General features: G+C 69.6%; 10 protein-coding genes and 1 pseudogene. 8 read left to right on the forward strand and 3 right to left on the reverse strand.

Features of this window, described 5'->3' with window-relative positions; translation table 11 throughout:
- The first annotated feature begins 119 nt into the window (after positions 1 to 119).
- The 5 genes from OH809_RS10185 to OH809_RS10205 all read left to right on the forward strand — a co-directional run bounded on the left by OH809_RS10185 (position 120) and on the right by OH809_RS10205 (position 8,003).
- Complete coding sequence (locus tag OH809_RS10185) at positions 120 to 524, forward strand: DUF6223 family protein (RefSeq protein WP_406422711.1); 405 nt, start codon at positions 120 to 122, stop codon at positions 522 to 524.
- Positions 525 to 1,085: 561 nt separating this feature from the next.
- Positions 1,086 to 2,216, forward strand: a complete 1,131-nt coding sequence (locus tag OH809_RS10190) for a sensor histidine kinase (protein WP_406422710.1) — start codon at positions 1,086 to 1,088, stop codon at positions 2,214 to 2,216.
- Complete coding sequence (locus tag OH809_RS10195; protein ID WP_406422709.1) at positions 2,213 to 2,875, forward strand: response regulator; 663 nt, start codon at positions 2,213 to 2,215, stop codon at positions 2,873 to 2,875. Before OH809_RS10190 ends, OH809_RS10195 begins: the two co-directional genes overlap by 4 nt.
- Positions 2,876 to 3,250: 375 nt before the next feature.
- Entirely contained in the window at positions 3,251 to 5,452 is a 2,202-nt protein-coding gene (locus OH809_RS10200) for a recombinase family protein (RefSeq protein WP_406425262.1), read from the forward strand.
- Between the two features lie 505 nt (positions 5,453 to 5,957).
- Positions 5,958 to 8,003 carry an alkaline phosphatase family protein gene (locus OH809_RS10205; RefSeq protein WP_406422708.1) on the forward strand — a complete coding sequence of 682 codons (2,046 nt, stop codon included), beginning with the start codon at positions 5,958 to 5,960 and terminating at the stop codon, positions 8,001 to 8,003.
- Between the two features lie 175 nt (positions 8,004 to 8,178).
- Here the strand turns inward: OH809_RS10205 and OH809_RS10210 are convergent, their stop codons facing one another.
- Positions 8,179 to 10,356, reverse strand: a complete 2,178-nt coding sequence (locus tag OH809_RS10210; protein WP_406422707.1) for an MMPL family transporter — start codon at positions 10,354 to 10,356, stop codon at positions 8,179 to 8,181.
- Between the two features lie 171 nt (positions 10,357 to 10,527).
- Between OH809_RS10210 and OH809_RS10215 the strand changes: the two are divergent.
- From OH809_RS10215 to OH809_RS10225, 3 genes and pseudogenes are all read left to right on the forward strand, one after another.
- Positions 10,528 to 11,007 (forward strand): annotated as a pseudogene (locus OH809_RS10215) (DUF4142 domain-containing protein); the annotation flags it as partial.
- A 228-nt stretch (positions 11,008 to 11,235) separates the two neighbouring features.
- Entirely contained in the window at positions 11,236 to 12,597 is a 1,362-nt protein-coding gene (locus tag OH809_RS10220) for a DUF692 domain-containing protein (RefSeq protein ID WP_406422706.1), read from the forward strand.
- A gap of 5 nt (positions 12,598 to 12,602) precedes the next feature.
- Entirely contained in the window at positions 12,603 to 13,130 is a 528-nt protein-coding gene (locus OH809_RS10225; protein WP_406422705.1) for a TIGR04222 domain-containing membrane protein, read from the forward strand.
- A gap of 32 nt (positions 13,131 to 13,162) precedes the next feature.
- On the opposite strand, the gene hemQ is transcribed toward OH809_RS10225, so the two are convergent.
- Entirely contained in the window at positions 13,163 to 13,876 is a 714-nt protein-coding gene (gene hemQ, locus OH809_RS10230; protein WP_406422704.1) for a hydrogen peroxide-dependent heme synthase, read from the reverse strand.
- A 4-nt stretch (positions 13,877 to 13,880) separates the two neighbouring features.
- On the reverse strand, positions 13,881 to 15,368 hold the full coding sequence (gene hemG / locus OH809_RS10235; protein ID WP_406422703.1) for a protoporphyrinogen oxidase: 1,488 nt from the start codon (positions 15,366 to 15,368) through the stop codon (positions 13,881 to 13,883).

Genomic DNA, 15,368 nt, shown 5'->3' on the forward strand with positions numbered 1-15,368 from the left:
CGCCTCGAGCGCGTACCACCCCGACGGTAGGCCCATACGCTACTTCGGCATGACGACCCGTGACCACGCCGGTACATACGCTTTCACCCGTACCTGTCGTGCAACCGAAGGGACCCTCGATGTCCGTCCGTCACTTGCTTACCGCAGGCGCAGCCGCCCTGCTCGGGGTGGTCTGCCTTGCCGCACCGGCGACCGCGGACGTCTCGGCCGCCGACGGTGGTGGCGGCTCCGGGCGAGGCGGGGCCATTGCTGCCATGTTGGTGGCGCTGATCGGCGTGGGCATCGGTGGATGGGCTCTGCGCTCCGCCGGTCGTAGCGGCACCGGCAACGGGCGACGCGGGGCCATGGGGGGCCTGGTGGTGGCGCTGGCCGGCGTGGTCCTCGGGGGGATTGCTCTGGCCGGCTCCGACGGTGGTGTCGGCACCGGCAACGGGCGAGGTGGAGCCGTCGTGGCCCTGGTGGTGGGGCTGATCGGAATGGTCCTCAGCGGGCTGGCTCTGTCCCGCTTCCGCCGCACCGCTTGACCCGGCCGTTCCCGGTCCGTCTGCCGGCCGAACAGGACCCCGACCCGGCCGAGGAATCGTCCGGCTCGCCGTGGCCGGCCGGGCACCGGTTCGCCAACCGCAGTCGGCTCTCGGACCTGCGAGAACTACGTGTCCTGGGTGAGCCCTTGTTGCATTGCCTGCAACAGCCACTCATCGGCCGGGAAGAACCGCCATGCGGCACCACACCCGCCTGACGGTCAGCCGTTGCCCGGCCGTACCGCCGACGCCGCGAAGGCGGGCGGAGTCCGGCCACCCCGCCGGCCACCACCAGGGCCGGAACCGGCCACCGGGACGGTCGGGCCGACCGGCCCATCGCGGTCGAAGGCGCGTGGCTGCGGCCGGTGACCTGTCCGCTTCCCTCGACTCAGATCCAGCCGGCCCGCGACGCGGCGTGTGCCCAATGCGCGCCACGGCTAATGGCGCGCCCTGTTGCTGCAGAAGCCGCAGACGCAGACGCAGAGAAGATACCGCGTGCACGGTAAATGGCCACTCATCCGCGAGCGGGACTCCCGCGCGGCAGGGTCCGGCTAAGCTGCGCGTATGAGCACAGGGCTGTCCAGTGTCTGGGCCCAGGTCAGAGACTGGGTGATCGCCATCTGCGTGGCGGCGGTACTGCTGGTCACCGCGCTGGCCCGGGACCACCCCGCCACGGATCTCGACCTTCTCGGCTATGCACTGGTGGTGACGAGCGGCCTGACGCTGGTCGTCCGCCGCTGGGCTCCGGTTCCCGTCCTGGCCGTTACGGGGCTGTGCGTGGTGGGTTACAACGCGGTCGGTTTCGAAGTGCCCGCCGTCGCGTACCTGTTCGCGGTGTACGCCGCCGTACGGTCGGGGCACCGCCTCATCACCGTGCTGGTGTCCGTGGCGCTGCTGACCGCTCTCCCGTTCGCAGTCATGGCCTCCCCCGCGGACGGTCCCGCCGCCGACGCGTTCGCGCAGGCCCGAGGCGTCCTCGAGCTGGCCTGGCTGATCGCTGCCGGTGCCGCCGGGGAGGCGCTGCGGCAAGCCGAGCGGCGGGCGGACGAAGCCGAGCGCACCCGCGAGGAGACCGCGCGGCTGCGCGCGACGGAGGAACGGCTGCACATCGCACGGGAGTTGCACGATTCGCTCACCCACCAGATCTCGATCATCAAGGTGCAGTCCGAAGTCGCTGTCCACCTGGCCCGCAAGCGTGGCGAACAAGTACCGGAGACCTTACTGGCGATCCAGGAGGCCGGCCGTGAGGCGACCCGGGAACTGCGAGCGACCCTGGAGACGCTGCGCAACGACGCCGAGACCCCGTCGTACGGGCTCGACCACGTCCCGAAACTGGTGGAACGGGCCCATGGGATAGGCCTGAAAACAACGCTGACGATCGAAGGACAACGGCACGACGTGCCGGACGCGGTGGACCGGACCGCCTACCGGATCGTCCAGGAGTCGCTCACCAATGTGGCCCGCCACTCCGCCGCCGCCACCGCGTCGATCCGGATCGACTACCGTCCGGACGCCCTCGCCATTCAGGTCGATGACGACGGGACGGCCGAACCGGGCTCCGCCCCGGTGCCCGGCGTCGGGCTGCTGGGGATGCGCGAACGCGTCACCGCCCTGGGCGGCCGCCTGCGGGCGGAACCGCGCACCGAGGGCGGTTTCACCGTCCAGGCCGAACTACCGGTGGCGCGGATTTCATGATTCGCGTCCTGCTGCTCGACGACCAGCCGCTCCTTCGCAGCGGGTTCCGTGCGCTTCTCGACGCCGAGGACGACATCGAGGTGGTCGCCGAAGCCGCCAACGGCAAGGAGGGCCTGGTCCTTGCCAGGGAACTCCTGCCCGACATCGCGCTCGTCGACATCCAGATGCCGGTGATGGACGGCATCGAGACGACCCGGCGGATCGCCGCGGACCCGGTCCTGGCCGGGGTGCACGTGGTCATCCTGACCAACTATGGCGTCGACGAGCACGTGTTCAACGCGCTGCGCGCCGGCGCCGCAGGGTTCCTCGTCAAGGACATCGAGCCGGACGACTTTCTTCACTCCGTACGCGTCGCCGCGCGCGGTGACGCCCTGCTCGCACCGTCGATCACCAAAATGCTGATCAGCCGGTATGTAGCCCAGCCTCCCAACACCGAAGTCGGCACAGGACTGAAGGAACTGACCAACCGCGAACGCGAGGCTGTCGCCCTGGCCGCGCAGGGCCTGTCCAACGACGAAATCGCCGGACTCATGGTGATCAGCCCGCTGACCGCGAAAACCCATATCAACCGGGCCATGATCAAGCTCCAGGCCCGCGACCGCGCCCAACTCGTGGTCTTCGCCTACGAATCCGGCCTGGTAGCCCCCCGAAACCGCTGACGCAGGTAAGGGCGCAACTACACCCCGGTGTTGTCGCGGACGAAGTGGAGCCGGTTCTCAAGGAGCAAGCCACAGTACTGACATAGAAGCGAGCGGGATGGGGAATGTCCCGGTCATAGGGGTTGATGCCCTGTTGGCGCTGGTCGGAACAGTCCGACGGCTGCGTGAGGGGCTGGTCGGGGCAGGCGAGGGGGGTGGGGCGCGATGGCTGGAGGAGACGCGGCCGTGCCCCCCAGACCGGGCCCGCGACAGCGGGGACGCCGAGGTGGGAGTCCTTCCCGGAGGTGAACCGGGTGGTGGTGCAGCGTCTGCTGGGTCTTCTGGTGGAGCGCATGGCGACGGCACCGCTCAGGAGCACGGAGGGGGGTGTGGACGATGACGATGGTCGGGCTGTCGTGGGAACGGCTGGAGGGTAAGGTCCAGCGCTGGCATCGTGACCGGCTCGCGGCCGTATATGTGCGCCAGTCGACGGCTGGGCAGGTCAGGGACCATCAGGAGTCCACGCGGCTGCAGTACGCGCTGGTGGAGCGCGCGGTCGCGCTGGGATGGCCTCCGTCGCGGGTGCTGGTGATCGACGAGGACCTGGGGCATTCCGCGTCCGGGATCGATGCCCGGCCCGGCTTCCAGCACCTGGTCTCCGAGGTCGGCCTGGATCACGTGGGGATCGTTCTGGGGATCGAGATGTCCCGGCTGGCCCGCAGTGGCCGCGAATGGCATCAGCTTCTGGAGTTGTGCGCTCTGTCGGGGGCCCTTCTCGGGGATCCGGACGGCGTCTACGACCCCAGCGATCACAACGACCGGCTGCTGCTGGGCTTGAAGGGCACGATCAGCGAGGCGGAACTGCACCTGATCAAGCAGCGGATGTGGTCCGGACGCCTGGCCAAGGCCCGGCGCGGGGAACTGGTGGTGCCCTTGCCCATCGGCTTCGTGCGGCGTCCCTCGGGCGAGGCGGTGCTGGATCCCGACGAACAGGTGCGCTCTGTGGTGCGTCTGGTCTTCGAGTTGTTCGAGCGGTTCGGGACCGTCAACGCGGTGCTGTGCTACCTGGTCGACAACCACATCCAGATCGGGGTGCGGCTGCGGGAGGGCCCCGAGCGTGGGGAGTTGGAGTGGCGTCGGCCCAATCGGGTCGCGCTGCAGAACATGCTCCGGCATCCGGCCTACGCTGGAATCTACGTCTACGGCCGCAGCCGGCTCGATCCGCGCCGGCGGCAGGCGGGGCGGCCGTGCACCGGCCGGGTGCGCACCGGCCGCGAGGACTGGTTCGTCTACCTGCCGGGCCTGCTACCTGCCTATATCAGTGTGGAACAGCATGAACGGAACCTGCAGCGGATGGACGCCAACCGGGCCCGGTCCGAGAGCATCGGCGTTGTGCGCGACGGCCCGGCGCTGCTGTCCGGGCTGGTGGTCTGCGGCCGCTGCGGCATGAAGATGACGGTGCGCTACCAGCGTGGCGCGGGCGGGAAGCTGCACCCGGCGTATGTGTGCGCCCGTGCCAAGAGCGACTACGGGCAAGGGCAGTGCCAGCAGTTGGCGGGGGGCTGCATCGACGAGCACGTCGCCTCCCTGCTGCTGGAGGCGATGACCCCGGCCGCGGTGGAGGTCTCACTCGCCGCGGCCGAGCAGGTCGAGACGCAACGTGCCCAGGTGGACCGGATCTGGCGGCAGCGTCTGGAGCGCGCCGACTACGCCGTGGACCGCGCACGGCGCCAGTACCAACTGGCCGAACCGGAGAACCGCCTGGTGGTACGGCAGTTAGAGAGGGACTGGGAGACGGCGATGACCGAGCGCCAGAGGCTCGGCGAGGAGTACGACCGCTTCCTCGCTGTGCGCCCGCGCACCCTCAGCGCCGAGGAACGGGCACAGATCCGGGCTCTGGCCGCTGACGTCCCGGGCATCTGGCACGCGCCCACCACCACCGACGCGGACCGCAAGCAGCTGATCCGGCATCTGGTCGAGCAGGTCCGCATCGAGGTGCTGGGCACCAGCGAGTTGGTGAACGTGGCTGTCCGCTGGGCCGGAGGCCACCGCACCGATGCGCAGGTGGCACGGCCCGTGGCTTGCCTGACCCAGCTCAGCTACTACCCCCGGCTCCGTGCCCGCGCCGCCGAACTGGTCGAGGCCGGCTGCACGACCGCGCAGATCGCCGAACACCTCAACGCCGAGGGCTTCCGCCCGCCCAAGCGCTGCGAGACGTTCACCAGGAACGCGGTCAACGACCTGCTGCGGGCCCTGGGCATCCAGCGCTCACGGCAGCAGAACCGTCACCGCCCCGACCTGGACGAACACGAGTGGTGGCTGCGCGACCTCGCCGAGCACCTGGGCATGTCCGAGATCACGCTGGATGCCTGGGTCAGGCGAGGCTGGGCCACCGGCTACCTGCACCCGCAGGCAGGCTTGAGGATCGTCCGGGCCGACCCGGCAGAGGTCGACCGCCTGCGCGCGCTGCACCAGGTGCCGCGCGGCCAGCACACCCGGCGCCCCTGGTTGAAGAATCAGGCCGCCAGCATGAACACCGGGAACGAAGAGGCGCGAGAGGAAGGAGCTGACGGCGATGGAACCGAGCCGCAGGTATGACAGCACTGCGGCTTGCTTCTCTCGATGGTCCACTGCCCGCGCACGATCTTCGCGAGGCGCTCGGGAGACGCCTGGCGGCTGGTCAGGCCGGTCAGCACGTAGACCGTCTCGCGGGTGCGTCTGCCGGTCTTCGTGCAGGTCCGGTGGCGGACGATCTTCGCGACCTGCGCGGCGTGCGGGAGGTCGACGCCGAGATCGGTGACGGTCCCAGGCGACTGGTAGGTCACCGGCGTCAACCGGACCTTCGTTGCGTGGGTGGCTGCCGGTCAGAGCATCGTCGCACTGCTGTGACCAGCGCGGACCGCGGATCTTCAAGACTTTGTAAATGCCCTGGTGTTGGAGAGGAGTTCACTGACCGTTACCGGGGCAGATGTGGCGTACATCTACGCTCCTGGCTGCCATGAATGGACGCGACAGCACAACATATGCACCACTTTTTACGTTTCCGGTGGTCTTGGCCGCGATGTCGGCCCGTGTGCTGTCGCACTAACAAGGAAGCACCAGCATGCGCATACCGCGCCCAAGCATCCGTGGCCTGATGGCCTCGGCCCTGCTGGCATGCATCGCCCTTCCCGGTTCCGTCTCCGCGGCCGCGGCGACCCCGGATGCCGGGTCTTCGGACGCCAAGTCTTCGGTTGTCGTGGGATCCCCCTCGGTTCCCAAGCCTGACCACGTGGTCATGGTGATGATGGAGAACAAGGGCTACGACGACATCCTCCGGAACCCGTCCACGAAGCCTCAGGACCAGGTGCCGTACATCAAGTCCCTGGAGGCCCAGGGTGCGTCGTTCACCAATTCGTACGGTGTTACGCACCCGAGCCTGCCCAATTACTACGCGCTGCTGTCCGCCTCGGACATCGTGAAGTCCAGTGACTGGCCGGCTCCGCAGTCCGTCGACACCGACAACCTGCCCAACCAGCTGACCACCCACGGGTACAGCTTCGCGGACTACGCCAACCAGGGCCTGCCCACGCAGTGGCTCCGCTACAAGAACATCCCGGGCACTCCGGGCAATCTGAACCCGATGGACAAGCGGCAGGAGGAGTTCCCGACCACGCCGGACGGGTTCGCCAAGCTGCCCACCGTCTCCTTCTACGTGGGCAACGGCCAGCAGAGCATGCACGACGGCTCCCTCGCGCAGGGTGACGCCTTCGTCAAGAACACCTTCGACTCGTACATCCAGTGGGCCAAGACGCACAACAGCCTGTTCGTGCTGACCTGGGACGAGGACGACTTCACCCCGGCCAACCACATCCCGACCATCATGGTCGGGCCGATGGCCAGGGCCGGCGAGTACGACCAGAAGATCAACCACTACAACGTGCTGCGCACGCTGCTGGACATGTACGGCCTGGACCACATCAACCACACGGCCGACGCAAACGTCTCCACGATCAGCGACGTGTGGGACACGTCGAAGACCGCGCGCCTGCGCGGCATGGCCGGGCGATGCCTGGAGAACCACCAGACCGATCCGGCGAATCCTGGCGCGCTCGGCCTGTGGCCCTGTGAAGCCGCCGCCAACCAGCAGTGGGTCAGGCACGCGGACGGCACGATCCGCCAGTCCGACAAGTGCCTGACCGCCACCGCGAACGGGACCGGGACCGACCTCGCCGACTGCGACGGCACCCCCGCGCAGAACTGGCGGCCCAAGGCCGACGGTTCCCTGCTCAACCCGGCATCCGGCCACTGCCTGACTGTCCCCGGCTCCGACATCGCCAACGGAACCCCCGCGGAACTCCGGAACTGCGACGGCAAGCTCCACCAAAGGTGGGAGGTGCCCGGCTTCATGGGGGTGCACCACTCGCTCACGGTCGACACGCCCTCGACCTTCAAGCCCGGCTCCGCCGTCACCGTGACGACCACCTACACCAACGACAGCAGCCCGGCAGCACTTTCGGACGCCTCCGTCAGCCTCACCGTGCCCAGCGGCTGGACGGCCGAGGCCACCTCGCCCAGCACGTTCACCACGGTCAAGCCCGACCAGTCGGTGAAGACCACCTGGGCGGTCACCGCCCCCGCGGACGCAAAGCCCAGTGCCTACACACTGTCCGCACAGGCCACCTACAAGAACGCCAAGACCACCGACAAGGGCACCGGCACCACGTTCCACCCGGCGATAGTCCCCCAAAAGCAGATGCGGGTGGTCGAGGTCGACAGCGAGGAGACCGTCGGGGAGGACGGCCGCGCAGCGAATGTCCTGGACGGTGACCCGGCCACCTTCTGGCACACCCGCTGGTCGGGAGCAGCCGACCCGCTGCCTCACCACATCGTGCTCGACCTCGGTGAAGAGCTCGAGGCCACCGGCCTGCGTTACCTGCCCCGCCAGAACAGCGCCAACGGCCGGATAGCCGGATACGAGGTCTGGGTGAGCACGGACCGCACCGCGTGGACCAAGGTCGCCACCGGGACCTTCGCGAACACCACGGCCGAGCAGACCGTCACTCTGAACGGCACGCCGGCCCGCTACCTCAAGCTCGTCGCCACGTCCTCTCACGCCGGACCGTACACTACGGCCGCCGAGCTGAACGTCACCCGAGCAGTGCGCTGACCACCTGGAGGGGCCGGTCCGCCGCGTGCAGCGGACCGGCCCCTCTAACGATCACGCGGTCATCACATGGACGGCTGCGCCGGGTCCCGGACAGACGAGGGTGAGCAATTTCTTCCACGCGGGGTGCGCCACCGCGGTCCAGCGCGTCGCCGTCGAGGCGGGCCATCAGGAACGGTCAGACTCTGGCCTTTTCCCCGACCTCGGCCTGTGAAACCGAGGTCGCCTTCGGCGTCCGGCGTCCGGGCATCCACCAGTTGGCCTTGCCGCACAGTTCCATCACCGCCGGGACGAGGATCATCCGGATGATGGTGGCGTCGATGAACACGGCGACGGCCATGCCCAGACCTCCCTGCTTGACCGCAAGGTCGGGGCCGAGCAGGGAGGTGGTGAACACGGCGATCATGATGGCGGCCGCGGCCGTGATGACCTTGGCAGTCCGCGCCAACCCGAGAGTGACAGCCCTCCGGGTGTCGCCGGTGCGCTCGTACTCCTCACGGACCCGCGAGATCAGGAAGACCTCGTAGTCCATCGACAGGCCGAACAGGACCGGCATCATCATCATCGGCACCCAGGTCGTGACCGGCATTTCGGTGGGGAATCCAAGGGCCGAGCCGAACCATCCCCACTGCACGATCGCGACCAGCACGCCGTAGGCGGCGCCGATCGACAGCAGGTTCATCACGGCGGCCTGCAGCGCGATCGTGACCGACCGGACCAAGGCGATCAGCAGCAACAGGGACAGCACGATAACGACCGCGATCATCAGGGGCAGGCGCGAGCCGGCCTCGTCGGCGAAGTCGATCGTGCCGGCGTTCGGGCCGCCGACGTAGACCCCTTCGCCGCCGGATGCCTGGGGCAGCACGTCGTTGCGGAGCTTGTGCACCAGGTTCGTGGTCGCCTCATCCTGGTACCCGGTCTTGGGGAAGGCCATGAACATGGCGGCCTGCCCGTCCTTGCTGACCTGGGGCGGCGTTGCGTAGGCGACGCCCTCGGTCTTTCCGACCGCTTCGATGACGTTGCTCAGATCGGCGCCCTTGGAACCGACCTCGGTGGCGAAGATCAGCGGTGCGCTGTAGCCGGGGCCGAAGCCTTCGGAGAGGATCTCGTATGAGGTGTAGCTGCTCCTGTCGTGAGGCTGGACACTGGCGTCGGGCTGACTCAGCCGCATCGACAGCGTGGGGGCGCTCATCACCAGCAGAACCCCACCGGCCAGGATCGCTGCGATCAGCGGCTTGCGCTGCACCACACCGGCCCAGCGCTCGGCGAGGGTACGGCGCACCCGGTCCGGGGCACCATCGGCCTCCTGCCGGCGGGAGATGCGACCAGGCAGACGCAGCGAGTTGATCTTGTAGCCGGTGAAGCCCAGGAACGCCGGCAGCAAGGTCACCGCGGCCATCATCGTCACCAGCACGGTCAACGACGTGGCGATGGCCACGCCGGTCATCAGCCGCTGTCCCATGACGACCAGGCCCAGCAACGCGATCACCACGGTCGTACCGGCGAACAGCACCGCGTGACCCGCGGTTGCGATGGCCTTGACCGTGGCAGCCTCCGGCTCGTCACCGTCCTGCAGGCCGTCCTTGTAGCGGGTAACAATGAACAGTGCGTAGTCGATGCCGACACCGAGCCCGACCATCGCGGCGAAGACCAAAGTGAAGTCCGGTGAGGGGACCACATGCCCCACCAACTTGACCAGGGCCAGGCCACCGAGGATCGCCAGCAGCGCAGTCACGATCGGCAGGCCCATCGCCACCAGTGACCCGAAGGCAATGAACAAGATCACCGCTGCCGCCAACACGCCCACACCCTCGGCCGGACCCTGGGGAGGCGTCTCAGCCTTCTCCGCCTTGTTCCCACCCAGCCCGAGCGTCACACCATCACCGGAGGCATCCCTGACCGCGTCCACCAGCGGCTTGACCTCGGTCTTGTCCACATCCTTATCGGTCAACGGGATCGTCGTACGGGCAATACGACGATCATTCGTCACCAGGTTCTCGTCCTGATACGGCGAGATCACCGGTCCGGTGATGGGTGAGGCGTCCAGATCGGCGATGACCTTCTCGATCTTCTGCCGGGCGGCGGGGTGGTCGATCCCCTTCTCTGCCTTGATCGCGAGAGTCAGCGTGTCCCCTTGCCGCTCGGGGAAGTGCTTCTCGATCAGAGCCTGCGCCTTGGCGGACCCGGAGTCTCCACCGGTGAAGTCGTTGTCGGAGGCGGCACCGTAGCCGAAGCCGACGAACGCCACGGCGATTACGCCAACGATCCAGGTCAAGACGACCAGACGGCGGCGCCGATAACAGAACCGGGCCAGTCCCGCCAGAGCTCCATCCTTACCGGGAGTCTCGGTTGGCATCTTCTTCTCCTCGAGTCGTTGAGCGTTGCGCTCAATACTCGTGACCGGGCTCCCCCGCGTCGACGTGCGTATGAAGGCACTATGCCGATGCCGCTACCGCGGGTGGTGTACTCCATCCGCGGTACATGCGGAAGCTCCTACGGACCGTCGGGTGGTCTGGCCGGATGGCCGGCCGCCGGGGATCATCTGGTGGCCGGGCACACGGATCTGGACCGCCGGGCCCGGGACGTGGCCGCCAAGCTCGGGATGGAACTGCCGAACCAGCCGAACGAGCAGCAGCAGGGATGGCTGCGCAAGCTGACGGCGGCGAGCGGCGAGGACTACGAGCGGAAGTTCGCCAATCTGCTGCGGGCCGCGCACGGCAGGGTCTTCGCGCTGATCGCCCAGGTCCGGAACACCACCCGCAATTCGCTGATCCGTCAGCTGGCCACCGACGCCAACCAGACCGTGCTCGACCACATCACCATGCTGGAGGGCACCGGCTTCGTCGACTTCGGCGCGATCGCCCGCGAAGCGGCGGGCGCGGCGACGGCCGGCCCGACCGGGCCGCCCCCGCCGTCCGGAGGCGGGGTGCCGCCGCTGCCGGTGCCCGCGGAGCCGACCGGGGACCAGTCCTTCACCCCGCGTCCGTCGGCGATACCGATGCCCTGAGTCTGAGTCTGAGAGGCTGTCGGCTACCTCTGATCGGGCGGTCGTGCCCTGGCACGCACGCTTCCCGATCGAAGGTGGCCCGACAGCCTCTGAGCGGGACCGCACCGGTCGGCGCACCGGTCCCTGCGTGGCCGGAACCTCAAATCATGCTCTGAACGTCCCCCTCTTCGGATTGGCCGCTGCCCGTCGGGGCCATCACCCCTGCACGCAGTGGAAGAGGGGGACACCATGGAGCTGGGAATCGGCATTGGCTGGCGACCGGAGATCGCGGCTGCGGTGGAGGCACTGCCTGGTATCGACTGGGTGGAAGCGGTCGCGGAGAACCTCTGCACCGACCACCTGCCCGACTCCCTGGTACGGCTCCGCGCCCGCGGCGTGACCGTCGTCCCGCACGGTGTCTCGCTGGGCCTCGGCGGGGCCGACCGCCCCGACCCCGGCCGGCTCGCGAACCTTGCCGCGCGGGCCACGCTGCTGGGCACACCGCTGGTCACGGAGCACATCGCCTTCGTACGGGCCGGGGGGACACGCACCGCGTCGCCGGGGCTCGAAGCGGGCCACCTGCTGCCCGTGCCGCGGACCTGGGACGCGCTGGACGTCCTGTGCGAGAACGTCCGGATCGCGCAGGACTCGCTGCCGGTGCCGCTGGCGCTGGAGAACATCGCGGCGCTGATCGCCTGGCCGGGCGAGGAGCTGACCGAGGGCCAGTTCCTGGCCGAGCTGGTCGCACGCACCGGGGTCCGGCTGCTGATCGACGTGGCCAACCTGCACACCGACCACGTCAACGGCGGCGAGGATCCCGCGAGGGCGCTCGACCAGCTGCCGGTGGAAGCGATCGCGTACGTGCATGTGGCGGGCGGCGTCGAGAAGGACGGCGTCTGGCACGACACGCACGCCCATCCGGTGGCCCGGCCGGTCCTCGACGTGCTCGCCGAACTCCGCTCGCGGGTCGACCCGCCGGGCGTACTCCTGGAGCGCGACGACGACTTCCCGCCCGCGGAGGAGCTGGCGGGCGAATTGAAGGCGATCCGCGCCACGCTGGACGCGGCAGGGAAGAAGGGGCCCGGACGGGCACAGGGCGCCGGGACGTCCGGAGACGGCGCCGCCCGGATCGAACCCGCCGGGCGCCCCACCGCCCCTCCCGCCGCACACTCCACCGCCTCTTCCCCCGGCCCCGCGACCGACGCCGCCCGCGACCGCGCCGCCGTCGCCCAGACCGCGCTGCTCTCCGCCCTCGTCGCCGGCACTCCCGCCCCCGAGGGCTTCGACCACCGTCGCCTCGGTGTCCAGAGCCACGCACTGGCTGCCAAGCGGGCCGATGTCGTCGCCAAGGTGGCGCCCGAGCTGCCCGAAATCCTCGGGGACGGCTACCGGCGCGCCTTTCTCACGTACGCCAGGACCCGTCCCATGGCCGCCGGATACCGGCGCGACGCACTGGACTTCGCCGAGCAGCTGCTGATCGCCGGGCGCCCCACCGACGACGCCGCCCGGCGGCGGCTGACCACCTGGTGGCAGGACCGCACGGCCGCCAGGCCGCCCCGCCGCACGACCCGGCTGGTACGGGCCGCCCGCGCCGCGCTCGTCGGGAGGTGACCGGAATGAACATCGTCGCTCTGCTGGTGACGCCGGCCGTCGCGGTCTCCTCGACCCTCCTGATCGTGGGGCCCTCGAATGCCCGGCGCGGTCCCGGTGGCCCTGCCCACGACCTCTACGAAGTGGCATTCCTGAACGGCGGGCCGGGCAGGGTCGTGGACACCGCACTCGCCGCCATGCAGACGGACGGACGTCTGGCGGTCGGCGGTCCCGGCATCGTCTCCGTCCAGCGGCCGGTCGCCCATGACCCGGTGGAGCGAGCGGTTCTTCAGGAGCACGCCGCCGCCCGGGGGCGAAGCCGTTCCTGGCTGGTGAGCGCTCGTGCGGCGGGGCGGCACGGACCGTCGTGCCGCCGCGGGAACATGCGACCGGCCCACGCGGAGGCGGGCCGGGGACCTGCGGGGAAGGGCGGTGCGCTTCCCCGCAGGTCTCGGGATCGCCGCAGGTCGGAGCCCTCGGCGAACCCGAAGCCGAACCCGGTGTCGCTGGAGCGGCGGGCAGCGCACAGCTGTGCGCCGGCGCCCGCCGTCTGATCTTCCGGGTTGGGGTGGTCGGAGCCCGCTCGCTACGCGAGCCCGGCCACCAGGTCTGCGACGGACTTCCTGCGGCCCGTGTAGAAGGGGACCTCCTCGCGGACGTGCATCCGCGCCTCGGAGGCCCGCAGATGACGCATGAGGTCGACGATGCGGTCCAGCTCGTCGGCCTCGAAGGCGAGGATCCACTCGTAGTCGCCGAGCGAGAACGAGGCCACGGTGTTGGCGCGGACGTCGGGGTAGCCGCGGGCCATCTTGCCGTGGTCCGCGAGCATGCGGCGGCGGTCCTCGTCGGGCAGCAGGTACCAGTCGTAGCTGCGCACGAAGGGGTACACGCTGATGTAGTTGCGCGGCGTCTCGTCGGCGAGGAACGCCGGGATGTGCGACTTGTTGAACTCGGCGGGGCGGTGCAGCGCCATGTTCGACCAGACGGGCTCCAGCGCCAGGCCCAGCTTGGTGCGCCGGAAGAGGTTGTACGCCTCCTGCAGCTCGTCCGCCGTCTCCGCGTGCCACCAGATCATGACATCGGCGTCGGCACGCAGGCCGGACACGTCGTAGGTGCCGCGGACGGTGATGTCCTTGGCCGCGAGCTGGTCGAACAGCTCCTGGACCTCGTCGGCGTAACCGGCACGGTCGACGGGCAGCACGTCGCGCAACTTGAAGACGGACCACAGCGTGTAGCGGATGACCTCGTTGAGGTCCTTGGCCTTCTTACCGGCGTTCGGAATCTTCTCAGGCGCACTCATACGGCTATTGTCCTGCCTCGCTCCGTGTGCCCTGAACCGGGGTCGGAGTGGCAATGATCTCTCCCGCGGTCCCGCCCGCGATGTCCGCGGCGATCTCGTCCGCGGCCCGGTGGGCGCCGGCGATGCAGGCGGGGATGCCGACCCCGTCGTACACCGCTCCGCAGACCCGCAGGGCCGGCAACTTGGCGACCTCGTCGCGGATCCGGGCGACCCGGGTCAGATGACCGACGGGGTACTGGGGCAGGCCGCCGATCCACCGGGTGACCTCGGTGTCCACCGGCTTCGCGGCGAGTCCGGTGGCGTCGGCGAGGTCACGCAGCGAGACGCCGACGAGTTCGGTGTCCTCGCGGTGGAGATGGTCCTCCTCGCCGTACCGGCCGACCGAGGTGCGCAGGATGAACAGGTCGGGGGCGGCGTCGGCGACCCACTGCCACTTGTGGGTGGAGAAGGTGGAGGCCTTGATCGTACGGCCGTCGACCGGCGGCACGAGGAAGCCGGAGCGCCCGTCGAGGGCGCCCGTGGCCGCCACGTCGGAGCGCCGGAACGCCAGGGTGACCAGCGCCATCGACGCGTACTCGACGCCCGCGAGCTCGGCGGAGGCGGCCGGGGACTCGGCGGCCAGCAGCGTCGACGCGGACCAGGCGGGGGCGGCGAGGACGATGCCGTCGGCGGCGATCACCCGGGTGTCGGTACGGACGTCCCAGCCGTCGGCGGTACGGGTCACGCCCAGGACGGGTGTGGCGGTGAGGATCTCGCCGCCTCCGGCGCGCACGGCGTCGGCGACCGCGTCCGGCAGGGTGCCGATGCCGCCGTCGATGCCCTGGAAGACCGGGCCGGTCTGCTGCCGGGCTGCGGACTGCCGCTGGATGCGCTGCACGCCGTCGAGCAGCGAGCCGCCCTCCTGGACCACCTCGAAGAGCTGCGGCACGGCTGCGCGCATCGAGATCCGGTAGGCGTCGCCCGCGTAGACGCCGCCGAGCAGGGGCTCCACAAGCCGGTCGACGACCTCGCGGCCCAGCCGGTCGGCGACATACGCGCCGACCGCGACATCGTCGCCGACCGCGGTCGGCGTGAGGTCCCGTTCCTGCGCGATGCGGGCGAGACCCTCCGGGGAGATCACCCCGCTGAGTGCGTCGGGGTCGCCCGGGACGCCCATCACATGGCCCTGGGGCATCGGCCGCAGATCGCCCCGCGTCCAGACCGACGCGGTGGCGGTGGCGGGTGGCTGAAGCCGGTCGCCGAGCCCGACGGCGCGCGCCAGGTCCACCGCCTCGGGTCGTCTGGCCAGCATCGACTCCGCACCCAGATCGACCCGGGTGCCGGCGATCTCACCGGTCATGAGTTTGCCGCCCAGCCGGTCGGTCGCCTCCAGGAGCGTGACCCGCAGTCCTGCGCCGATGAGCCGGTGGGCGGCCGCGAGTCCGGCGATGCCGCCGCCGATGACGACGACATGACCCGTACCTGTGTCCACGCGGTGTGTTGAACGCTGCAT

Source organism: Streptomyces sp. NBC_00873, from assembly GCF_045207415.1.
In the GTDB taxonomy this organism is placed as follows: Bacteria; Actinomycetota; Actinomycetes; order Streptomycetales; family Streptomycetaceae; genus Streptomyces.